Genomic DNA, 22,205 nt, shown 5'->3' with positions numbered 1-22,205 from the left:
TCTCGCGTTGGCCTGGTTCTTTCTCTTGACGCACGATTCATCCAACATCGCGCGTAAGTTCATCTCGTAATTGAGCCACGCTTCTGCGTAGCCTCCTGGTGGCACGTTCATTTCGATCGTGCGGCACCATCCAGGAAAGGCTGTCATGAAATCGCGCAGGGAGCTGCTGGCTTCGCCGCTTACTTTCGTCGACCAAATCACTTTGAACGATCGCGCCGGAGCATCTGCGTTCGCGCGGGCGATGTTGGGAAACGCGCCTGCGATCTCTGCGGACGTCGCTACCTGCGCTGCTGAGTCGAATCTGCCACTTCAGCATTGGCTCGCGGAGGTCGTCGAACTGACCGAGGTCCGTTGGGACCCCAGCAAGCACCCACGGCGGGGCACACCGCCGAATCCAGGTTGGTTTGCCGCGGTGAACGGCCAGGGTTCCACCGCGGGTATTACCCTTGGCAAGCGGTTTGGCAGAGATCGTGATGAGAATCCAGACGATCCGTCCGACTCCAACGCAGGCTTTAAAACCTTGCCTCTGATTATCGGGAAGACGCCGCTTCCCAATCCGATTGAGAAAGGCCCCTTTATCGCGGGCCGTCATCGCGCAATACCCGTCGAGTTGGCGATGGCCATGCCGAATGGTCGAGGACGAGGCAACCGCTCGACCAAACCCCGTGCAACAGAAAAGGCCACTCGGCCATCGCCCGGACTGTCTGCGGAGCAATCAGACCCTTCGCGCTGGTACCTGCCATCGGACGAGAAAGGAACCTGGACGGGGGAGAAGGGCAAGAGCACGTTCAAATTGAAGACGCCAATCAAGGCCGGCAACAAGACCGTTCGTGAGATCAAGTATTCGAACGGTCTGCCCATACTGGATGCTTTCGAACTACCGGGAAAGCCAACTCACGTTGTGCTGACAGGCGATCGTATTGCTGACATCAGGAATGCAACAGAAGCTTGGTATAAGAACAACCCTGGCAAGGTGCTGCCACCCGGCGCAACGTTTCACCATGATTTGCGAAACGTGATTGAAGAAACGGTAGAGCTCGATGGAAAGAAAACCAAGGTCTTGATCGGAAAAATGCAATTGGTCCCTACGGAGATTCATCGGACGGTGTTTCACGAAGGCTCCGCCAGTGCAGCGGCCAAGATCTATCGCAGCCTGAATATCGACGTCGACTCAGTCAAGAAGTTTGCAAAAGAGGAACTCTCGCGGATAAAGTTAAGAAACTCCTTACTTGCTCGCGCTGCCAGGAAGATGAGACCAGGGATTGTACCTAAAAGTCTAACGCCATTCATTGGACGAAACGTGCGTCGCGTGATACCACTAATTGGCCCCGGACTGGCAATCCTAGATTTCGCTGAGAATGCCGAGGCACATGGAGTGGCGGGAGCAATTGCCAGGGCGACGCCACTGCTGGGCGATCTCATCGCGGCCCATGATCTGGGTACCGAATTAGCAAAGCAAATCACGGACGAGGCAAATGCCAAGGTGGAGAAAGCGTATCGAGATGCCAACGAACCTGTTGCCGATGCCTGGCAGAAGGCCAGCGAACAGACGGTCGAGGCCTTCAAGGAACTAGCAGCACAAATCGAAGTCACCAACGAGGTTGAAACAAATGGCCGCGTGGACGCGCAAGAAATCGCCGATGCATTAAATAAATTCAGACAAGACATGCAGGGCGCGAACTACTCACAGTCTCAGGGAGGCAGTCAGCAAGACTTTGACAACGCCGCGTCACAGGCGAAGAAGGCGCTGCGAGCACGTTTGACGAACGCCTGCCAAAAGAATCGGTCGCGACAAACGCCAATTCTCTGAAAACGGCGAGTTCCGATGCAACAACTTGCTATTATTGAACTATTGCAGGACTCGCTCGATCCGCCGCTCACGCGCGCGACTCTGAAGACGTTACAATCAAAGCTTGGACTCTCACTACCGGCGGACTATGTGGAGTTCTTGCTACATTTCAACGGCGGCTGGTTTCAAAAGCCTGTGATGTTCTACGTTCCGGATACCGATCGCTGGTCGGACGGCGTTTGCGTTTCTGAATTCCTGGGTGAGTCAGGCGAGGAACTTGGGAGCGGCTCGCTCTCCCTGAATGCGAACCTTTATGAGGGACGGATCCCCGCCGGTTATCTGACGATCGCCAATTGCGGTGGGCTGGATTCCATCTTGCTGTACGTCGATGACGGAACAGCCAACTTCGGCCACGTCTATTTCTGGGATGGCACGGAAGAGGCCGAGGGAGACAACATCCATTGGGTCGCCGAGTCGTTCACCGAGTTTCTGTCGATGCTCATGTACGATACCTACTTCGACGACCTGCGCGACGAGCAAGAAACCCTTCCCATCTTCCTGGCGATCGAACGCGGTCGAGCCCCCGAGGTGGAACGCTACCTGGCCGCGGGCAATGACATCGAGACGCGCAATGCGAAGGGCCTGACCCTGCTCGCAGCGGCGGTGCATTACACCTGGCCGAAGATCGTGAATCAATTGCTCATCGCCGGCGCCGATCCGAACTCGAAAGATCACGAGGGCAAGACCCCCCTGCACCATGCGGCCCAATGCTCCCTGGATTGCGTGAAGCTGCTAGTTTCCGCAGGCGCCGACCTTCAAGCTCGCGATCTCGCCGGCAAGGGCGTTATCGGAAACTGGTACTTTCGCGCGGACCAGTACCTGCGCGCCCACGGAGCAATAGAATAGCGACGTTGACCAACGGCGAAACCTTTCCCAGGCGCGCGCCGCTTAGAACGTCAGGTTGAACGTGATCGTCAACGACTGTGCCCAGACGCGCTGCACGTTCTTATACTCGATCATTGTCTCGTAGGTGTTGGCCCCCTGCGTGTTCGCGATCGGCATGGGGTAGATCGTCGTGTACTTGCCCGTCACGGCAAAGTCGTAGCTGAAGTCGATGAAGCAGCTCGGCCGCAAGTAGTACGCGTAGCCGAGTTGCCACAAGCCTCCCCACATCCAATCCGAGCTCGAGAGATTCACGGCCGGACCGCCGATGTCCGTGTGCTGGCCGTTGATGTCGGCAAAGGAGTACAGCCCGTACATCCGCGAGTCGGTCTGGAAGACGACCGGTCCGCCGCCGAGATAAAGATGCCCCTGGCCCACCGTGCGCCCGATGAGGGGTACCAGCGCCAACTGGTGGTTCACCGACGTTTGAATCGAGTCGGAGATGGCGTTGCCGGTGAACGTGCTCGGATTCGTCGGGTCGGACAGCTCCGTGAAGACGCCCACCTGCGGGGCATCGACGTTGTTGTCCGAGAAGCTCACGCCCAGATACTTGTAGAGGAACTTCGTCCCCCACATCCATCCGCTGTCGGTGGCCTGGCTGAGGTAGCCGAACTGCACCGCCGGGGCGAAGGTCGTCTCGGTATCGCGGAACGTGGGTGCGGGACCGCCGGCGGCTCCCACGGCGACCAGTTGCGAGCCCTGGTAGATGTGCGTCGTGCCCGTCCCCGAGAACGTCTGATCCACGCGCACCGAGTTGAAGCTCCCCCCCAGGCCAACGAACCAGCCGGGCTGGAACCAGCAGTCGCGGCAGCAACACTCCTCGGCGCAGCATTTTCCCGTTGCCACCACGCCGTGGCTGAAGACCTTGTCGGGCGAGCGGACCGACAACGGTTGCGACAGGTCGATCACCTCGTCCTGAGCCCGTGCTGGCAGGGCCAGCGATAGCAATCCCAGCACGAGGCAAGAGCGTAAGCCGGTCATAGAAAGATCGCTCCCACGAGAATCGGGTTGAAAACCGGACGAGGTAGGGCGTCGTTGGTGCGGCGTCGCGAGAAAAAGCTGCCCCCGTTTCAAGAATGATTCGACGGACCGCCCGGCGAGACTTTAGCGATTACAACGACGGCGCGGATAACAAAAAGAATTACGCACGAACGTGCGATCGGCGGTGCTTGAAAAGCCCCGCTGAGCGATCGGCGAAGAGATGGGGCTCGCGTAGCGCCGCGGGCCGCGCCTCGCGTAGTTCGCGAAGACACAGCCCACGGCGCTCGCGCGTCCCTCGCACCTTCAGGAGATGTCCGTCAGGGTGCTATGGCCCGCGGGGGACTCTCGTACCTCGAGCAACGACGTTTACAGGTCGCGCCACACGCCGTCGGTCAGACGGCGCTCGACGACGCGGCCATATTCGTTCAACGTGCGACGCTGCCCCACGGCGTGCCAGGGGCTGACGTCCTTCAACTCGGGCATGATCTCGCAGAGCTGCGTGATCAGCGTTTCGGCCATGCGACGAATGGGGGGCGTTTCAGCCTTCTCCATGATCGCCTGGGCCGTCTTCATCAACTTCACCAGCCGCGCACGCTGCATGACCGGCGTCGAAAGGGGTGCTTCGCTGTCGATGAGCAAATCGCCCACCGGCACGTCGAGCACCTTCTGCCATTGATACACGAGGCTCAACGGCAGATCGGTCGTTTCCTCTTCCTGATCGCGGACGGTGTCGTAGTCGACCTTCAGCGCGCGGGCGACTCGTCGCAGGCTCACGCCCTGCTGACGACGGACCTCACGAATGCGGTGCAGCCGACGACCTTGGGGGCTGTCGGTGGGCACCACCTCGTCAACGTCCCTGATCGGAACCGGGTGATAGGCAGCCGAGCTCATGTTCCGTTCCCTCCCGGGCCGCGTCACGACGTGGCCCCTCCAATAAATGATGAGATGACGTAGCGATGAGAATGCACTGGTTTGTCGAACCAGCATCGCGGCCCGCGATCGGCTCGCGCCACGTGCGCAACAGGGCACGGAGCACGAGCATCGCGTGAAAAAGGGCGACGCCGGCTGTCGTCTGGTTTGGGTTGTTGTTCCTGCTTATCCGTCAAGAGATGTGAGACGGACGTACGCCACCGTCGTCAAACATCGATCGTCGTCACGGAACAACGCGTCAGAACGGCAAGTGCCAGGAAGATGGGCGCGGGCTCGCTGAACAGGCCGCGTGCCAGGCTTCCGCCGGCACGGTAGTTCGCGCACTTTCGCCCCTGCGAAAGCGCACAACCCATTCAACGAATGGCGGAGTTTTCCCCCACTGTCAGACCGCGTTCTACATCCTCGCGCGAACCGTTATCACGCGTGAACCGCATCTCTCGATCGCTTGCCTCGATCGCGAGATTCATCTTTCGTCTGACCCGCTGGCTTAAAGCGACACCCGCTTTACGCTGATAAGAACAAAAATCGTTCGCCAGCTTTGGAACAGCCTCATCATAGGCAGCGAAAATGGGCGAGACAAGTGGCTTGTTCCACGGAATACGCATCCCCTGTCAAGACCTCTTTTCAGTTCGCCGCTCTACCGCGCCGAGCGAGGTCCCAGCCGGGTGCGTTTGCCCGCTTCACATCAACCAAGAACGATGCGAGGGGCACGCCGCGCAGCGTCGGCCGGCAAATCGAGGTGGCCGCGCACGTCGAGCGCCCTGGCCTGCCGCTCGAAAAAAACTCGCGACTCCACGCTTGCCGCGGCACTGGACACTTGGGGTTTTCCCCCCAGCTCTAGGACGTTGCTGGCGCGCCTCGGCAAAAGCGCTCAGAAGGGTTTACACCCTTGTGGGTTCGCAAAAAAAGTATGCGTGAAGCGAAACGGCCATCGTGCATATTCGCACGATGGCCGTTGAGTGATTGCTTAGCCCGCGTATGACAGCAGGTGCAGTCTTCGCGCGGCGAGACTTACTCGCCCGTGGCGAAGTCGCGCACCTTGTCGAGGAACGCCGGACGACGAGGCTGGGGCGCCACACGACCTTGCGCGGCGCGCGAGGGGAGGTCGCGGCGCAGTCCGGGCGCGAGCTCGAGGGCGTGATCGTTCCACAGGTCCACCACCTCGCCGGTCAAACGCGCGGCGAGCGTCTCGCGATCGGCCCAGCGCCAGTCGCTGCCGGCCGATTGCTGGAAGGCCGCGGCCAGCATCTCGTTCTCGCGCTGCCCGGAGCGGCGCTCGCGGCGCTGACCCCAGGCAATCGCCTTCTGCACCCAGGTCTGGACGCTCGAGTCTTCGAGGATCGGCAGCGTGGGAATGCGGTGCGTCGAGCTGTCGATGCGCTGCCATGCCCGCATCACGTCGTCGATGCCGGGCGCGCAGTCTTGTTCGCGGACGAGCACGATCTCGCCCCGCGCCTCGCGCACGCCGCGCGCCAGCGCTGCACGCGTGCCTTGGCGTCGGCCGTGATGCAGCAACCGCAACTGCGGGTAGTGCTCGGCCAGGTCGCTGGCCAGCTCGGGCGTGGCGTCGGTCGAGCCGTCGTCCACGATCAATAGCTCGAAGCGGCTGGCGATCTCGGGGAGGACTTCCAGGATTTCGGCGACGGTCGTCGCCAGGGTGGTCTGCTCGTTGTAGACGGGCAGGCAAAACGTGATCGAGCGTTGCACGGGGACCAGTTCCTTTTATTCCGCGGGCGGGAGGTTTTCTTGTCTGGGGCAGGCCAGAACGGGGGGCGTTCGGCAGAGTCGTACCAGGGCTCACCAACGGGATGGGAAGGCAACCCTTGCCCTAATTGATCGACCGGACAGCGTGCGCACTCAAGAATTGCCCCCCAGACGCCTGTTGCGCGTAGAGTGCCAAACCGGACGGTCATTCCGGCTGGGTTGGAGATGAAACGCTCGCCGGCAAAGGCCGGCCCCTCGGTCCCGGCAACGCGCACCATCGATACGACCTGCCGGCTGCCACACCACCCCCCGGCGCAAGGCATCCTGGCCCGTTATTCGGGCATTTGTCGCCGCCGGCCTGACCCTGGCACGGCGCCGGTGCGCCGATTATGCTGATCGTTTCGAGCGTGCTGGTGAACCCCTCGCCGGCGCGCCGGACCATCGTCCGAGGGGCGGCCGCGTTCGCCGCGTTCTTCGTACCCCCCTCGGCCATTGCCCCCAGACCCGCGCCGGAGATCTCCTTCCTTGAGCGACCAACCGACCAATGCCCCCGACTTTGCCAAAGGAGACGGCCTGCTCCCCGCGATTGCACAGGATGCCGCCACGGGCGACGTGCTGATGATGGCGTACATGAACGCCGAGAGCTACGCCGAGACCCTCGCCACCGGCCGCGCCGTTTACTTCAGCCGCAGCCGCAACAAGCTCTGGCGCAAGGGAGAAGAAAGCGGCAACGTGCAGGAGGTGCGCGGCATCTATCTCGATTGCGACGCCGATACCATCCTGCTCAAAGTCCACCAGATCGGCGACGCCGCCTGCCACACCGGCTTCCGCAGTTGCTTCTACCGGCAAGTCACGCCCGACGGCCTGCGGGAAGTAGGCCAGCGCGTCTTCGACCCCGCCACCGTCTACAAGAAGTAGTGATCAGGGGCTACTGGCCAGGGGTCAGCGAGTGGCATCGAATCCCCTGTCCACTAACCACTGCCCACTGACCCCTAACCACTGACCACTCCCATGAGCCAGATCCTTCGCTTGGGTATTCCCTCCGGTAGCCTGCAAGAAGCGACCGCCGAGTTGTTTCGCCGCGCCGGTTACAAGATCTCTTTCAGTTCGCGCAGCTACTACCCGGGCATCGACGACGATGAGATCGAGTGCATGCTGATCCGTGCCCAGGAAATGGCCCGCTACGTGCAAGACGGCGTGCTCGACGCGGGCCTGACCGGCCACGACTGGATCGTCGAGACCGGCGCCGACGTCCACGAGGTGGCGGAGTTGGTTTTTTCGAAAGTCAGCCGTCGTCCGGTCCGCTGGGTGTTGTGCGTCCCCGAAAGCTCTCCGGTGCAAAAGGTCGAGGACCTGGCCGGCAAGCGCATCGCCACGGAAGCCGTCGGCCTAACCAAGAGCTTTCTCGCCCGGCACGGCGTCGAGGCGCGCATCGAATTCAGTTGGGGCGCCACCGAGGTCAAACCGCCGAAGCTGGCCGATGCGATCGTGGAAGTCACCGAGACCGGCAGCTCGCTACGGGCGAACCAACTGCGCATCGTGGCCGAAGTACTGCAGAGCACGACGCGTTTCATCGCCAACAAAGAGGCATACGCCGATCCCTGGAAGAAGCAGAAGATCGACGACGTCGTCCTCATGCTTCGCGGGGCCATGGCCGCCGACGGCAAGGTGGGGTTGATGATGAACGTGCCGCGCGCCTCGCTGTCGCGCGTCCTCTCGCTGCTGCCCGCCCTGCAGCGGCCCACTGTGTCGAGCCTGGCCGACGATAATTGGGTCGACGTGATCACCGTGCTCGACGAGTCGGTCGTGCGTCACATCATTCCCAAGCTGAAAGCGGCCGGCGCCGGCGGAATCGTCGAGTATCCCCTCACTAAGGTGATCGAGTAGCGCCCAGTCCATCTCGCAACCAGAGGAGTGGAGCATGCAAGTGATTCGACCCTGGAGCTTGGCTTCGCGCTCGATTTCATCTTGGAACGTCATCTCGTGCGGCACTGCTGGCACGCCCAGCCGTGGGAGAGTCGAGCCAACCGTGCTGGGCAAGCCAGCAGGGCCACTCAGGTTGAATCTTCGAGGCCTCCGTATCGCGATTGCTGGGATGCTCGTGGCGACCGCCTCGCTACCGTTAACGCCTGCTCGTGCCAGCGCTACCGAGCTGCCGCTCGTCTTTGAAGAGAACTTTGAGCAGGGGGCCGATCGCTGGCAGCCAACCGATCCGGCGGCCTGGGAGGTTTTTGATAGCGGTTCGAGCAAAGTCTATCGCCAGGGGCGGGCGAGCAAGTACCAGCCGCCCCACCGCAGCCCGCTCAACATCGCGCTCTTCAAGGAGGCCGTCGTGGGCGATTTCACGCTCGACGCCAAGGTGCGCAGCACCGTGCGCGACTACGGTCATCGCGACGCGTGCCTCTTCTTCGGCTACCAGGATCCCGCCCACTTCTATTACGTTCACCTGGGGAAGCAGGCCGACGACCACGCCAACCAGATCTTTCTGGTGAATGATGCCCCGCGCGTGAAGATCTCGACCACCAGTACCGAGGGCACCCCCTGGGACGATGAATGGCACGCGGTGCGCATCGAGCGCACCGTGAAGGATGGCTCGATCAAGGTCTACTTCGACGACCTCGAACACCCGGTGATGACCGCCACCGACAAACATTTCACCTGGGGACAAGTGGGGATCGGTTCCTTCGACGACACCACCGACTGGGACGACATCCGTCTGCGTGGCGAAGTCGTCGACCCCCCGACCAGGTAATACGGCCTGCCGCGAGCATCGCGGCGATTCGTGGCGCCATGCCCACCGCGGTCCTCCCGCGCCGTGCAGGGGCATTTCGAGCGGTGTAGAATGTCGCCGTCCGAACCTTCCCTTCCACGAGGCTCGCCGAGGATCGCACTCATGACCTGCTCGCGACTCATTCGATCTGTCTTTCTGTGTTTGTTTGCGGTCTGGCCAATCGCTTCAGCGCGGGCCGACGAGCCGGCGGACCAGCACGAGATCGAGGTGCGCGACAACGTCGAATACGGCACGGGAGGTGGCGAGAAGCTCACGCTGCACCTGGCCAAGCCGAAGAACCTGTCCGAGCCCGCGCCGGCGATTGTCTTCATCCACGGCGGCGGCTGGCGGCAGGGGAACAAAGACGCCTACCACGACATGATTCGCGAAGCCGCACGGCGCGGTTACGTCGCCATCTCGGTGGGCTACCGTTTCGCCCCGGCACATCTTTTTCCGGCGCAGGTCGAAGACGTGAAATGCGCCGTCCGTTGGCTGCGTGCCCATGCGGATGAATTGAACGTCGACCCCGCTCGTATCGGCGCGACGGGCGATTCGGCCGGAGGTCATCTGTCGCTGATGCTCGGCACCACCGAACCGAGCGACGGCCTCGAAGGCAACGGTGGCTGGAACGATCGGTCGAGCAAGGTGCAGGCCGTGGTGGCCTATTACGGACCGACCAACTTTCTGGCCGAGTATCCCACGATCACGCAGCCCATCATCGAGAGTTTTCTCGGGGGCAAGCTCGACGAGCGTCGCGAAGAGTATCGCCGTGCCTCGCCTCTCACATACGTCAGCAAGGACGATGCGCCGACCCTGATCTTCCACGGCACGAAGGATATCCTGGTTCCCTACCAGCAGGCCTTCGAGATGATCGATGCCTTTACCAAGGTCGACGTGCCGGGGCGCGTCGAGATCATGCTCGGCGCCGCGCACGGCTGGCGGGGAGACGAACGCAAACGCACCGAAGCCGAAACGTTCGACTTCTTCGACGAATATCTTCGCAAGCAGAGCGATTAAGAACTGGCGCGGAGCCGCGGAGGCCTGTTCGATTTCACTCGCAAAGGGCGATCCAGCCGTTCGCGCGAAAACCTCCCAAGAGCCACGGGTGCGCGAGGGGCCGCTGGCGGTCGGCGTCGAGCGAGATGAACTCTCGGATCTGAAAGCCGGCCCCGCCGAGCAGCGCGCGGAACTCGCGCCGCGTGAAGCTGTGCAGCAGCATGTTGGGGATGCGGCGATACTCGAACACTTTGTCGCCCGGTTCCAGTGTGTTCCCGCGCAGCCTGCCGAGCAGGCCACGGAGCAGCCAGCGGCGCCCCTGCGGATCGTAGAGATGGAACCAGCGGTTGTGGACGTGCGCCACGAAGAGCCCGCCCGGCCGCACGATGCGTCGCGCGTGGGCCAGCACGCGGGCGCGGTTCTCTGCTCCGCGGATCATGCCCAGCGTGCTGAACATGATGATGCAATAGTCGACCGAGGCGTCGGCAAAGCAGTCGAGCTCGACGAAGTTCGCCTGCACGCGATCGACGGCAAGCTGGGCGCGTTCGGCTTTTTCGCCGACGACGGTCAGCATGGGGCGCGAGAGGTCGACCGCCACGCAGTGGAACCCACGCCGCGCGAAGGGCATGAGGAGTCGGCCGGTGCCGCAGCCGAGATCGACGAGCCGGCCGGGACGGGTGAAGTGCCGCAGCAGGACCGCTTCGTCGAACTGGAAGAGTTTGTTGTAAGCGAAGTAGTCGTCGTACTCGGTGGCGATATGGTCGGCCGTGGCGTATTCCCAAAGGGAGTGCGTGACGCCTTGCGGCAGGTTCCAATCGGGGCGTGCGGGGGGCATGCAAGCGTCTCTGCGGGGCAGTTGCTGGGTGTGGAGGGCACCAGTATAATCCCGTTTCCTGCCACACCTTACTGTCGCCGCTGCGTGACCCCCGAGGGGGGCGCGCCTTCGTTGCGGCGCCGCGACGTCACGCGTCCGGCCAAAGTGTCGCTACACCCCGCGTCTGAAGGAGATTTGTGATGGCCATTCGCGTCGCGATCAACGGCTTCGGCCGAATCGGTAGACTCGTGTTCCGCAATCTGATGGCCCGCCCGAATGAGTTCGAGGTGGTCGCCATCAATGACCTGACCGACAACAAGGTCCTCGCCACGTTGCTGAAGTACGACAGCAACCACGGCCGCTACAAGGGCACGGTGTCGTACGACGAAAAGGGACTGACGGTCGACGACAAGAAGATCGCGGTTTTTGAAGAGCGCGATCCGGCCAAGTTGCCCTGGGGCGATTTGAAGGTCGACGTCGTGCTCGAAAGCACGGGCATCTTCACCGGCCGCGCCGAAGGGGGCAAGCCGGGCTACGACACCCATCTGGCCGCCGGCGCTAAGAAGGTCGTGTTGAGCGCCCCGGCCAAGGACGGCGCCGATCTGACCTGCGTGCTGGGCGTGAACGACGATAAGCTCACCAAGGAAATGAAGTGCATCAGCAACGCGAGTTGCACGACGAACTGTCTCGCGCCCATCGCCAAGGTGCTGCACGATAGTTTCGGCATCGAACGGGGCCTGATGACCACGGTCCACGCCTACACGAACGATCAAAACGTGCAGGACCTGCCGCACAAGGATCTCTATCGTGCCCGGGCCGCCGCGCTGAACATCATTCCCACCTCGACCGGCGCCGCCAAGGCCGTGGCGCTGGCGATTCCGGAGTTGAAGGGGAAGCTCACCGGCATTGCCATGCGGGTCCCGGTGGGGACGGGCAGCGTGGTCGACTTGACCGCCGTGCTGAACAAGAAGGTCACGCCCGAGGAAATCAACGCGGCCATGAAGGACGCGGCCGAGGGAGCGCTCAAGGGCATCCTCGAATACACCACCGACCCGATCGTCTCGAGCGACATCGTCGGCAACTCGCACAGCTCGATTTTTGCCGCCGACTGGACCCAGGTGATGGAAGGCAACCTAGTGAAGGTGGTGAGCTGGTACGACAACGAGTGGGGCTATAGCTGCCGCAGCGTCGATCTGATCGCCCGCGTGGCGAAGCTGTAAGCCCGGCTGAGTCGGTAGCCGTCCAAACTGGACGTGCGAACGTCTCAGGCCGGGAACGTCATCTCAAATTGATACGCCGTAGGGTCTCATGAAAGGCCCTGCGGCGTTTTTTATTGGCCTTGCGCGATCTAGGAGAGAAATCCCCTCCTTTATTTAAATCGCTAATTGGCAAGATCTTGCGATACGTGACGGGCCGTATGGCGTTTGTTTTTCTGGTGCCTACGGTGCCGTTTGGCACGAGCCCTGCTTAATGATTCTCGCGAATGAGGCGTCCAGCGAAGGAAAGGAAACAACGATGAGTCCCATCCGATCGACACGCTCCTGCGAACTTTCCGCAAACGGCCATGAGACCCGTGACGGCGCCAGCCAGAACGCGGCTCAGCCCATGTCTGTCGAGCGCTACATCGATCTGATGATGACGCGGCTAGGCCAGCAGAAGAATTTCGCCCCGCTGACCCGCGAGAGAATCTTGTCGAGCTGGTAATGGGAAAGTGAGGCGTCCCAAAGCTGAAACGACGGTTCTTGCGGAGAAGAGATTGGCCCCAAGAGCGATCGCACCGCCCGACGGGCCAAGAATTGAGTGAACGCCGGACCCCCTGCCGACGCTCACTCGCACGATTGCGGAGACGAGACGAAAATTTCTTGCTAGCGGTGCTAGCCTTTTTGCCGGGTGACGCGAGTTCGGTACTCCAGACTCCAATTACCACCACCTGCCACGCAACACGGCCTGTGGGTTTGGAGTGCCGAGCTGGCGTCACCCGGTTTTTTGCGCGCCGCTCAGAAAAGCGTTGCAGCTCACGCGGAGGCGCGGAGTTGGCGGAGACGCGGAGAAAGCGAGTCGGTAGAATCCGCCCCTCCCAGCTAGCGACTTGGAGGTTGTCTAGCGATTCAGGCTACTTGTTCGAGGTCAGGGAATGACCAGCGTTCGTTCGCGCACTCCCGTACGTTCACGTCTGCTTGTGACGTGGCTGATAGACCATCGAAGTCAGCTCGGGCTGTCCCTTTTGCTTTTGCTGGCACTGGCGGTGCGTCTTGGGCTGGTCCTCGCCCTTCGCACCGAGCACCAGCGCCCGCTGGCCTACGAACATGGGGCGATTGCCGAAAACCTGCTGGCCGGACGAGGATTCTCGATCACCTATCTGGGCCAGACGGGGCCGACGTCGCAACAGGCGCCCCTCTATCCCCTGTTGGTCACCGCCGCGTACGCCTGCTTTGGCGCGGGTTCGCAGGCCGCCATTCTGGCGATTCAACTTTTGCAGTGTGCGGCCGGCACGTGGCTTGTCTACCTGGTGATGCTGCTAGCGTGGCGCCTGGTGCCCGCGCCGCGCGCGGTCGGTTGGTGCGCCGGCTGGAGCGCCGCCCTTTATCCGCCGCATGTCTACATGGTGACGCACGTGCAGGTGGCGCTGTGGGGAGCACTGCTGCTCACTGGACTATTGTTGATGACGTTGCAGCGTCCTGCCGCGGAAGCGTGGCGGGTTCCGTTGACGGCCGGTGTGCTGGCGGGCTTGATGCTGTTGGTCGAGCCGATTCTCGTGCTGGCGATTCCGGTGGCGATGGTGGCTTACTACCTGCAACAGCCGACGAGCGATCGTCCGCGCGATGCCCGCCGCCGCCGTTTCTGCCAGGCGCTGGCGATACCGGCCATCGCGGGCATCGTGATCGCGCCCTGGATCGTGCGGAACTACCTCGTGCATGGCGAGCCAGTGTTTGTGAAATCGACGTTCGGCTATGCCTTCTGGCAGGGGAACAACGCCCAGAGTTGGGGGACGGACAAGATTCCCAAGCCGTCGGCTGCCGCCATAAGCCAGGAACATGACGGCACGCTTGCCGGCGCCGATCGGGCGCTCTGGGAAGCGCGGCACGAAACGCTCTACATCGACGACGTGCTGCTCAAGCCGCGGGGCTACGCCGAATTTGCCGGGTTGAGCGAGCCCGAACGCTCGCGCGTGCTCCAGGCGCGAGCCATGGAATTCATCGCGCGCGAGCCCGCGCGCTATCTCGCGCTCTGTGTGAATCGTCTGCGGTACATGTTGCTGTTCGATGAGACGAACCCCAAGGCCTCGCACGTGGTGTATCGCGTGTCGAGCATCGTGTGGCTGGTACTGGCCTTCGTGGGTTTGCTGTCGTCTCGCGCGCAGTGGCGCACCCTGTGGCCGACGGTGGCCATCTTCGGCCTGGTGATGGGCTTTCATACGCTGACGATCGCCTCGGCCCGGTTTCGCATTCCGCTGGAGCCGATGACCTTGGTCTGGACATCGCTCGCGGTAGCCCCGGCCCTCGCACGGCTGTTCCGCCGCCGCGCGGAAGCACCGACGACGATCCTGCCGATGGTCGTGCCGGGTCGCGACGAGGCCCATCCGCTGCGTGGCCCGCATCAGCCCGCTCGCCACGGAACCGCCCCACACGAAACAGCGCGGCGCCGCTCGGCCTAGGGCTGTGTCCAATCTTGATTTTCGGGTGCAATTGAATCCCAGCCGCATGTGTTGCGGTGAGGCGACTTCACCGCCTGGCAATCGAGCACGATGCCAAACGGCAACATGAGCGCGTGCGCGTGGCATACTCGCGTCGCCTGGGACAGGTTTCGCAACTCTTGCCGCCATTGAGACTTAGTGGGGGGCGACGGGGAACGATTCTCCCGCTTCGATCCACTGGCATCCTGTTTGCTTTCCCTACGCTGGCATATCGCCGCGGCAATCGGAGAGCCTTGGTCCCCTCAGGCTCTCCGATTGCTCGTGGGTGGTCTCTTTCCCCTGCTCTCTGGCCGGTGGCGGATCGGGCCATCGCAGGGCATTGCCCCCGCTTGCCATGTTCGGCGGAGCTCGTTCTGCCGGCTTGTCGTTTTCGGCTTCCTTCAACCAGGCGAACAGTATGCACTCACGCGAGATGGTCGAGCTGGCCGCATTGGCTAGTGCCCACGGTCCGTTGATGATCGAACATGTCGAGCGACTGCCGGACGAAGGAATCGAGCGTTACTGGACCGCCTCGAAATGCCGCCTCGATCGTTGGTCGCGCGAGCTGAAGGACGTTGCCGGTGGGAAACCGATCCTCGGACACCGCCGCCAGGGAGACAGGTCGCCGTTGCGGCCCCTGCTCGAGGAGGTCCTTGCCGGCGAAGTCCTGACGCGAGTGTGGGCCGGTGTGCTCACGCTGTTCGATCGTCGGCACGGTCAACAAGATGCCGAACCGATCGCCCGGAGCGTGCTGCTGGGACACACCGAGGTGCGGATTCGGGCGCTGTCGCTGCTGGTGGACCAAAATCGACTCAGCACGAAGGAAGCCTTCGCGCTCGACCGGCTGCGGCGCCGGGCCGAACGTTGGACCGATCTCCTGGTCGGGCATCTTTCGGTGACGGCCGATGCCTCGGAGTTTGCCTTCCATCCAGCGCGGGCCAGCGAGTTCGCCGAGGAGCTGCGCGGCCAACAAAGCAAGACGGCCAGCGAGGCCTGGAACGTCACGCTGGCGGCTCTGCGTTCCGCGTTTGCGACATCCCTCTCGCGCAGTTCGCCGAATGCCGATCTCAATGCCGAGATCGCGCGGAGTGTCGTGAGCTGTTTCGAGCCATCGCTTTTCGAGTCGACCGGCATGTTCCGGTCTCTGTGGCTCATGCGTCTGGCATCGTTTGCCGGCGACGCGCAAGGCATGATCGACGAGCTCTTCGCCGCGGAATCGAACGGTGCGGCGAAACACGCCGCGGCCATGGTCGAATCTCAGGAAGCCTTTCTCCGGCGCCGGCGGTACTGAGCAGACGCACGGGGGACGGCTTTGTCCAAAACCCCTCTTCCTGCCCGAAAAGTCGGGAATAATGTTGGCCGAAGGGTGCCGATTTCGCCTGAGTTGCCTTGGGCTGACAGTCGATAAACGAGGCTCCGAGACGCCTCACTTATCCGCCCCGCGCTACACCGCTAGTATACCGGCATGAGCGAGAATCCGTATCAGGCGCCGGAGAACGCAGATCGTCGACGGCGATTGTCCCTGATAGCCGCTCGGGGCTTTAAGTTTATTCTTTCGGCAGGAGTCATCGCGGCGAGCCTGTCGCTAATGTTCATGACCGTCTTCCAGCCCGCTGAAAGGGCCTACGACGACTTCATTGGTGGCGTTCTCAGCCCACATGTCGAAAGATTTATCGGCCTCACGGCAATTCGCGTTGGCATCGGCGGCGTGATCGCCGCTGGCATTGGCTGGCTGGGTCGGTGGATCTCAGTTGCCATCGCCAATGAGTCGCGACGAAATTAGCCGCAGTCAACGCCCGCCCTTTCATGGAGCCCATAAAGTCTACCTATTGTGGTCGTTATAGGGCAAAGCCCACCAATGCAGGTGTGGAGGCACGCTTTGCGCCCGCACAGTTCGGCTGACGAAGCAATAGACCCTGCTGCACCTAGCGTGCGAACCAGCCGGCGAATTCACCGCGAAGGACGTCGGCGATCCACCGCGCTTCGCCTTCATGCAAATGCTTGATCGTACAGAGGGGCTCGCCATCGGCGGCGACGAGCACCAGCATGAAGTCGCGGCCGAACTGCGACGGCTGCAAGTTGATCGGCCGGCGCATCTTGCCGGTCATGCCCGCCCGGCGTGCGCTCCGTCGGGCGACCACTCCTTCGGAGGCGCCGCTTTCATCGGGCGGCGCCTTGCCTCGCTCCCAAAAGGGCTTCTTGCTGTCCTCATCGCGCCGCAGCTCGAGATGCGAGAGGGGAATCACGTTGTAGCGCCAGCGCGGGCCGATCCAGCAGACCGTAAAGCGGTGCTCGATCTCGGCCCGGGTAAAGCGCCAGCGTTCCTTGAAGAAGGGCTGCAGCAACGCGGCCAGCCAGCCGACGAACATGGCCAGGCCGATGACGGCGAACGGTACCAGGAAAAAGAAGTGGTCGAGACGAAAGTCCTTCACGAGCTGCAGCGCGAAGACGATGACGATGGTGTTCCAGAAGAGGTTCAGCGCCAGGATGGCGCAGGAGCCGATCAACATCGACTTGCCACGCCAAACGAAATCGACTCCCTCGAACGTGCGATCGAGGCGATAGCAACACTCGACGGGTCGCTGGAACGAGCCGGGCTCATCCGTCAGGAGCAGCCCGCCGCTCCGCGCTTGCGGACCCGTGCTCGAGGCGGCGAACAGCCCGTCGGCCGCCGCCGGCGGCAAGGTCCCTTGTCGTCGTGCCGACGAGCCGGCGGACTTCGACTGCAACATGCGGAGATGTTGCCCGACGACGCGTGATGCTTCGACACGCGCGGCATGATCGAGCGACTGGCCAAAGCGCAGCGGGGCACCGTAGGTGCGGAACTGCAAGCCCGACGTGACCGAACGGTTCTTGCCCGACCCCTCGACTTCGGAGAAGGAATCGACGCTTTTCAGTTCATGCAGCGGGAGATCGCGCCATTGCACGGGCAGAAACCACCAGCGATAGCGATGGCGCACGCCCTCGGGTCCCAGCCACAGCACCTCATTGCCGAAGATCATCGAGGCCCAGACGAGCGCGCCGAAGAGCCAGCCCACGAAGAAGGGAATGGGAAAGATCAGATCTTCGAGCGGCATGTCCCAGCGGAACTTGAAGAGCAGCATGACGCAGCCGGCGGACCAGCCCGCCATCCAAATCGTCATGAAGGCCGCGACGCCCCAACTTCCCCGTCCCGCGCGCAGGCATAGCTCGTTGCCTTCGGTGGTGACGCGGAGTTGCGATTTCTTCGATTTGGCCATCAGGGGGCAAGTGTCGACGTAAGAATGGGATGTCGCCGAGCTGCCGGTGAGTGTAGCGGGACGTACCGCATCCTCGAAAGTGGCGTAGGCTGTCAGGGGGTGCCGGGTTTGGGCGAAGGTTTCGCGCGAGTGGTTTTGCGCACTCGAGGTGTTGACTTGACACGAGATCGAAATGGTCGTGGACTGAGACACGACCAGACCGTCACTTGCAGCCCTATGTTTAAAGAATGCTTTAGCAGCGTCGGAGACAAGTCGAAGATCGAACCGGCCGTATTGGGATAGACAATTTCCTGCAACCCCAGATAGCAGTGGGTAACCCCTCGAGCGCGCGCCGCTTTCTTTAGCGTAGCGGTATAAGCAGCAAGGAAATCGATCGCGATTTGTTGTTGTTCGTCGACGTGTAGTTCAGGACCGCTGCCGAGCGGGATTGCGAATCCGTTGCTGGTCTCGCGTTGCTCACGATCGGTCTTGTCGCCACGGTGCCAAACCTGCACGTTGGGCAGGGGATACCGCTCGACAAACTTATCGACGTCGAACTCTTTACCGTGGACCACCAGACGAAAGTAATTCGGCACGGATTCGTGAGGTCGCGTTCCAAACATCAACCACCTGCCTTGAGCTCTAAGTTGCCTCGGCTCGCGTAGAAACGCGGAGACACGATTGGAGTAGCGAGTGAGAAAGGTTCGTTCACGGGTGGCAGCGTCATCTCCGCGCAGTCAACCCTGAAACCACCGTGCAGAAGAAGGCTTGACACTAGGTGCGTGCGTCTCGAGGCCCTGCAAGTCTGGGCTCGACGCGAGTGAACTTACGCTAACCCGTGGGAGACTCGGTCGGTCCTGTTTCGTCACTGCTCGGGGGCAGTAGGTCGGCGTTCGCTGGCAACGTGTGCGGCAGTTCGGCCGGCTGCTTCTTGTGCCGGTCGAGCCACAAGATCGAGTAGAAGAAGATCGGCGTCAGGAAGATGCCGAAGAAGGTCACGCCGATCATGCCCGAGAAGACCGCCGTACCGAGCGAGTTGCGCATTTCGGCGCCGGCGCCATGTCCCACCACCAGCGGCACCACGCCCAGGATGAACGCGAACGACGTCATGATGATCGGCCGCAGTCGGAGCTTGCACGCCTCGACGGTCGCCTCGGCGAGCGTTTGCCCTTCGTCGATCAACTGCTTGGCGAACTCGACGATGAGCACGGCGTTCTTGGCCGCCATGCCGACGAGCACGAGGAAGCCGATCTGCACGAAGATATCGACCGGCATCCGGGCGATGAGCATGCCCGTCACCGAGCAGAGCAAGCACATCGGCACGACGAGAATCACCGACAGGGGGAGCTTCCAGCTTTCGTACTTGGCGGCGAGCACGAGGAACACGAGCAGCGCGCCCAAGCCGAAGACGAGGAAACCGACGTTGCCAGCCTGCTGCTGCAAAAACATGATTTCGGTCCACTCGTAGGTGAATCCCAAGCGCTGCGACAGGTTGGCAAAAATGCCCATCACGTCTCCCGAGCTCGTGCCCGGGGCGGGGTTCCCCACGATCGGCGCCGCCGTATACATGTTGTACCGGCAGACCATCACCGGGCCGCCGTAGCCATCGATCGTCGAGAGCGTGCCGAGCGGGACCATTTCTCGGAACTTGTTGCGCACCTTGAGCTGCGAGACGAACTCGGGCTTGGTGCGGTAGGTGGGATCGGCCATCAAGTTCACCTGCCACGTGCGGCCGAAGCGGTTGAACAAGTTGACGAAGTATCCCCCCATGAAGACCTGGAACGTGTTGAACACGTCGTTCGTGGCCACGTTGAGCGACTCGCACTTCGTGCGATCGATGTCGATCCACAGTTGCGGCGTGTCGGCACGGTACATCGAGAACGTGCCCACGAGCCGGTGATCGGTCGAAGCGTCGGCGACGATCTCGTCGGCCTCCTGACCGAGTCCCATCAAGTCGACATAGCCCCGCTGCTCGAGCATGAGCTTGAAGCCTCCGGCCGTGCCGAGGCCTTGAATCGGCGGCGCGCGGAACACGTCGATCTCGGCGCCGTCGATCTGTTCGGCATAGAGCTTGCGCAGCTTCTCCGCGATGACCGCGTCGTATTCGTCGTGGTTCGTGCGCTCGGGAAAGTCCTTCAGAATGATGAACGCCGAGCCGAAGTTCGAGGCGTTCGCCGAGAGCAGGATCGACTGGCCCGACACCGCCATCGTGTGCGCCACGCCCGGAAGACCGGGATAGTTCTCCTTGTCGTCTGGATCGCCCAGGGCGATCTTCGTCACGCGGTTCATAATCTCGAGCGTGCGCTGCACCGAGGCCGAGTCGGGCAACTGCACGTTGACGAGCAGGTAGCCCTGATCCTGAATGGGAATGAAGCCCTTGGGCGCCGCGCCCATCTCCCAGATCGTCAGGCCGAGCAGCCCGCCGTAGACGACCAGCGCGATCGCGCTGGCGCGAATCAACCGCCGCACCGTGCGACTGTAACCCTCGGTCAAGCGATCGAACACCCGATTGAACGCGCGGAAGAAACGTCCCAGCACGCGATTGATCGGATGAATGAAAAACCAGCCGAACAGCCCCCCCACGATGACCCCGGGCAAGGCGTACAATCCCAGCACGCCCCAGGCATAGGTTTTCGTGACGTCGGCCACCGGCTCGCCGTCGGGCTGCATCAACCCCATCCGCACGTCGAAGAAGCGGTGTCCGAGCATTACGGAGGCGATCGCCCCCAGCAGGATGAAGAGCCACCAGGGGAGCGCCTCGCGTTCGATCTCCTTTCCGCCCGCGGCATGCGACTCGGTCTTGAAGATCGACACCGCCCGCGACGGCGTCAGCGTCATCGCGTTCACGGCCGAAATGATCATCGCCACCGAGATGGTGAGCGCGAACTGCCGATAGAATTGCCCCACCACTCCCGGCAGGAAGGCGCTGGGAATGAACACCGAGCTGAGCACGAGGGTGATGGCAATGATCGGGCCGGTAATCTCGCTCATCGCCTTGATCGTGGCGGCGCGCGGTTCGAGCCCGTTGGCAATCTGCCGTTCGACGTTTTCGAGCACGACGATCGCGTCGTCGACCACGATGCCGATCGCCAGCACCAGGCCGAACAACGTGAGGTTGTTGAGCGAGAATCCGATCAGGGCCATCACGCCGAACGTGCCGATCAAGGAGACCGGCACGTCGATCATCGGCAGGATCATCGCCTTCCAGTCTTGCAAGAAGAGCAGCACCACGATCGCCACCAGGACGATGGCATCGCGGAGGGTCTTGAACACCTCCATCACCGATTCCTGGATGAACGGCGTCGTGTCGTAGACGATCTTGTACTCGAGACCCGCCGGGAACTTCTTCGACAGCTCCTTCATCTTGGCCTTGATGGCCTCGGCCGTCTGCAAGGCGTTCGAGCCGGGCAACTGGAAAATCGCCAGACCGACCGAAGGCTGGCCGTCGAGCCGGCAGATCTGGTCGTATTGCTGCGCGCCCAGCTCGACGCGCCCCACGTCTCCGACGCGCACGATCGAGCTCGAGGTGTATCCTTCCGCGGGCTGCCCTTCGCTCGACTTGATGATGATGTTGCGAAACTCTTCTTCGGTTTCCAGCCGGCCCAGCGTATTCATGGGCAACTGGAAGACCTGTCCCTCGGGCACGGGCTGCTGGCCGATCTGACCCGCCGCCACCTGCACGTTCTGATTCTGCACCGCCGTGACGATGTCGCTCGTGGCAATATCGCGCGAGGCCATCGCATCGGGATCGAGCCAGATGCGCATGCTGTAATCGCGCTCGCCCAGGTAGTTGATATCGCCCACCCCGTCGATACGCAGCAATTCGTCCTTGATCTGGATCGTGGCGTAGTTGCTAAGATAGATGTCGTCGTACCGGCCGTCGGGCGAGATGAGGTTCACCGCCAGCAAAATGCTCGGCGACTTCTTCATCGTGCTCACGCCCTGAATCTGCACCTGCGCGGGCAACTGCGGCATCGCCAGCGAGACGCGGTTCTGCACGAGCACCTGCGCCATGTCGAGATCCGTGTCGAGATCGAACGTGACCGTCAGGTTATAGGCGCCGTCGTTCGTACACTGCGACGACATGTACAACATGCCTTCGACGCCGTTGACCTGCTGCTCGATCGGGGCCGCGACCGAATCGGCCACCACCTGCGCGCTCGCGCCGGGGTAGCTGGCCGTCACCTGCACGGTCGGCGGCGTGATGTTCGGGTACTGCGCGATGGGCAGCGTGAAGACCGACACCGTGCCGATCAGCACGATGACGATCGATACCACCCAGGCGAAGATCGGACGATCGATGAAGAACTCGGTCATGGTCGAACGCGGTTACCTCATGTTTCCCAGGGTCACGCCGGCGGCAGGGCGTCTCTCCGGCGTCGGACCAT

General features: G+C 62.2%; 19 protein-coding genes. 11 read left to right on the top strand and 8 right to left on the bottom strand.

The window, feature by feature from the left end; genetic code table 11:
* The first annotated feature begins 145 nt into the window (after positions 1-145).
* Positions 146-1,810: a hypothetical protein gene (locus KF708_11390; protein ID MBX3413284.1), complete on the top strand. Its 1,665-nt coding sequence runs from the start codon at positions 146-148 to the stop codon at positions 1,808-1,810.
* Positions 1,811-1,825: 15 nt separating this feature from the next.
* A complete protein-coding gene (locus KF708_11385; protein ID MBX3413283.1) occupies positions 1,826-2,695 on the top strand; it encodes an SMI1/KNR4 family protein in 870 nt (289 codons plus the stop codon).
* A gap of 42 nt (positions 2,696-2,737) precedes the next feature.
* On the opposite strand, the gene KF708_11380 is transcribed toward KF708_11385, so the two are convergent.
* The 4 genes from KF708_11380 to KF708_11365 form a co-directional block, all read right to left on the bottom strand.
* Positions 2,738-3,712, bottom strand: coding sequence for a hypothetical protein (locus KF708_11380; protein MBX3413282.1), 975 nt, complete (start codon positions 3,710-3,712; stop codon positions 2,738-2,740).
* Between the two features lie 366 nt (positions 3,713-4,078).
* The gene (locus tag KF708_11375; protein ID MBX3413281.1) at positions 4,079-4,603 is read right to left on the bottom strand and encodes a helix-turn-helix transcriptional regulator; all 525 of its coding nucleotides are present in this window, start codon (positions 4,601-4,603) and stop codon (positions 4,079-4,081) included.
* 392 nt (positions 4,604-4,995) lie between these two features.
* On the bottom strand, positions 4,996-5,247 hold the full coding sequence (locus KF708_11370; protein MBX3413280.1) for a hypothetical protein: 252 nt from the start codon (positions 5,245-5,247) through the stop codon (positions 4,996-4,998).
* Between the two features lie 406 nt (positions 5,248-5,653).
* Positions 5,654-6,349: a glycosyltransferase family 2 protein gene (locus tag KF708_11365; GenBank protein MBX3413279.1), complete on the bottom strand. Its 696-nt coding sequence runs from the start codon at positions 6,347-6,349 to the stop codon at positions 5,654-5,656.
* Between the two features lie 522 nt (positions 6,350-6,871).
* Between KF708_11365 and hisI the strand changes: the two genes are divergently transcribed.
* The 4 genes from hisI (at position 6,872) to KF708_11345 (ending at position 10,133) form a co-directional block, all read left to right on the top strand.
* Complete coding sequence (hisI, locus tag KF708_11360; GenBank protein ID MBX3413278.1) at positions 6,872-7,264, top strand: phosphoribosyl-AMP cyclohydrolase; 393 nt, start codon at positions 6,872-6,874, stop codon at positions 7,262-7,264.
* Positions 7,265-7,357: 93 nt separating this feature from the next.
* Positions 7,358-8,233 carry an ATP phosphoribosyltransferase gene (locus KF708_11355; protein ID MBX3413277.1) on the top strand — a complete coding sequence of 292 codons (876 nt, stop codon included), beginning with the start codon at positions 7,358-7,360 and terminating at the stop codon, positions 8,231-8,233.
* Positions 8,234-8,498: 265 nt separating this feature from the next.
* On the top strand, positions 8,499-9,098 hold the full coding sequence (locus KF708_11350) for a hypothetical protein (GenBank protein MBX3413276.1): 600 nt from the start codon (positions 8,499-8,501) through the stop codon (positions 9,096-9,098).
* Between the two features lie 141 nt (positions 9,099-9,239).
* The gene (locus KF708_11345) at positions 9,240-10,133 is read left to right on the top strand and encodes an alpha/beta hydrolase (protein ID MBX3413275.1); all 894 of its coding nucleotides are present in this window, start codon (positions 9,240-9,242) and stop codon (positions 10,131-10,133) included.
* A gap of 34 nt (positions 10,134-10,167) precedes the next feature.
* Here the strand turns inward: KF708_11345 and KF708_11340 are convergent, their stop codons facing one another.
* On the bottom strand, positions 10,168-10,947 hold the full coding sequence (locus KF708_11340; GenBank protein ID MBX3413274.1) for a class I SAM-dependent methyltransferase: 780 nt from the start codon (positions 10,945-10,947) through the stop codon (positions 10,168-10,170).
* A gap of 179 nt (positions 10,948-11,126) precedes the next feature.
* Here KF708_11340 and gap point away from each other — a divergent pair, with 179 nt between their 5' ends.
* The 5 genes from gap (at position 11,127) to KF708_11315 (ending at position 16,382) form a co-directional block, all read left to right on the top strand.
* Positions 11,127-12,146, top strand: coding sequence for a type I glyceraldehyde-3-phosphate dehydrogenase (gene gap, locus KF708_11335; protein ID MBX3413273.1), 1,020 nt, complete (start codon positions 11,127-11,129; stop codon positions 12,144-12,146).
* 295 nt (positions 12,147-12,441) lie between these two features.
* Positions 12,442-12,630: a hypothetical protein gene (locus KF708_11330; protein MBX3413272.1), complete on the top strand. Its 189-nt coding sequence runs from the start codon at positions 12,442-12,444 to the stop codon at positions 12,628-12,630.
* A gap of 520 nt (positions 12,631-13,150) precedes the next feature.
* Positions 13,151-14,581, top strand: a complete 1,431-nt coding sequence (locus tag KF708_11325) for a hypothetical protein (protein ID MBX3413271.1) — start codon at positions 13,151-13,153, stop codon at positions 14,579-14,581.
* A 436-nt stretch (positions 14,582-15,017) separates the two neighbouring features.
* Positions 15,018-15,890: a hypothetical protein gene (locus KF708_11320; protein MBX3413270.1), complete on the top strand. Its 873-nt coding sequence runs from the start codon at positions 15,018-15,020 to the stop codon at positions 15,888-15,890.
* 174 nt (positions 15,891-16,064) lie between these two features.
* Complete coding sequence (locus tag KF708_11315) at positions 16,065-16,382, top strand: hypothetical protein (protein MBX3413269.1); 318 nt, start codon at positions 16,065-16,067, stop codon at positions 16,380-16,382.
* 142 nt (positions 16,383-16,524) lie between these two features.
* Here the strand turns inward: KF708_11315 and KF708_11310 are convergent, their stop codons facing one another.
* The 3 genes from KF708_11310 to KF708_11300 all read right to left on the bottom strand — a co-directional run bounded on the left by KF708_11310 (position 16,525) and on the right by KF708_11300 (position 22,134).
* Complete coding sequence (locus tag KF708_11310; GenBank protein ID MBX3413268.1) at positions 16,525-17,838, bottom strand: hypothetical protein; 1,314 nt, start codon at positions 17,836-17,838, stop codon at positions 16,525-16,527.
* Between the two features lie 92 nt (positions 17,839-17,930).
* Positions 17,931-18,440: a hypothetical protein gene (locus KF708_11305; protein ID MBX3413267.1), complete on the bottom strand. Its 510-nt coding sequence runs from the start codon at positions 18,438-18,440 to the stop codon at positions 17,931-17,933.
* Positions 18,441-18,648: 208 nt separating this feature from the next.
* Positions 18,649-22,134: an efflux RND transporter permease subunit gene (locus tag KF708_11300; protein MBX3413266.1), complete on the bottom strand. Its 3,486-nt coding sequence runs from the start codon at positions 22,132-22,134 to the stop codon at positions 18,649-18,651.
* Between the last annotated feature and the right edge of the window lie 71 nt (positions 22,135-22,205).

This window comes from Pirellulales bacterium (genome assembly GCA_019636335.1).
Lineage (GTDB): Bacteria > Planctomycetota > Planctomycetia > Pirellulales > JAEUIK01 > JAHBXR01.
Note: the sequence above shows the minus strand (reverse complement) of the source record. Positions and strands in the feature narration are given on the sequence as shown.

Excerpts from the sequence above, each read along its gene's own strand:
- KF708_11390 (MBX3413284.1), top strand. The coding sequence starts at position 146 with ATGAAATCGCGCAGGGAGCTGCTGGCTTCGCCGCTTACTTTCGTCGAC.
- KF708_11385 (MBX3413283.1), top strand. The coding sequence starts at position 1,826 with ATGCAACAACTTGCTATTATTGAACTATTGCAGGACTCGCTCGATCCG.
- KF708_11380 (MBX3413282.1), bottom strand. The coding sequence starts at position 3,712 with ATGACCGGCTTACGCTCTTGCCTCGTGCTGGGATTGCTATCGCTGGCC.
- KF708_11375 (MBX3413281.1), bottom strand. The coding sequence starts at position 4,603 with ATGAGCTCGGCTGCCTATCACCCGGTTCCGATCAGGGACGTTGACGAG.
- KF708_11370 (MBX3413280.1), bottom strand. The coding sequence starts at position 5,247 with ATGCGTATTCCGTGGAACAAGCCACTTGTCTCGCCCATTTTCGCTGCC.
- KF708_11355 (MBX3413277.1), top strand. The coding sequence starts at position 7,358 with ATGAGCCAGATCCTTCGCTTGGGTATTCCCTCCGGTAGCCTGCAAGAA.
- KF708_11345 (MBX3413275.1), top strand. The coding sequence starts at position 9,240 with ATGACCTGCTCGCGACTCATTCGATCTGTCTTTCTGTGTTTGTTTGCG.
- KF708_11340 (MBX3413274.1), bottom strand. The coding sequence starts at position 10,947 with ATGCCCCCCGCACGCCCCGATTGGAACCTGCCGCAAGGCGTCACGCAC.
- gap (MBX3413273.1), top strand. The coding sequence starts at position 11,127 with ATGGCCATTCGCGTCGCGATCAACGGCTTCGGCCGAATCGGTAGACTC.
- KF708_11330 (MBX3413272.1), top strand. The coding sequence starts at position 12,442 with ATGAGTCCCATCCGATCGACACGCTCCTGCGAACTTTCCGCAAACGGC.
- KF708_11320 (MBX3413270.1), top strand. The coding sequence starts at position 15,018 with ATGCACTCACGCGAGATGGTCGAGCTGGCCGCATTGGCTAGTGCCCAC.
- KF708_11315 (MBX3413269.1), top strand. The coding sequence starts at position 16,065 with ATGAGCGAGAATCCGTATCAGGCGCCGGAGAACGCAGATCGTCGACGG.
- KF708_11310 (MBX3413268.1), bottom strand. The coding sequence starts at position 17,838 with ATGGCCAAATCGAAGAAATCGCAACTCCGCGTCACCACCGAAGGCAAC.
- KF708_11305 (MBX3413267.1), bottom strand. The coding sequence starts at position 18,440 with ATGTTTGGAACGCGACCTCACGAATCCGTGCCGAATTACTTTCGTCTG.
- KF708_11300 (MBX3413266.1), bottom strand. The coding sequence starts at position 22,134 with ATGACCGAGTTCTTCATCGATCGTCCGATCTTCGCCTGGGTGGTATCG.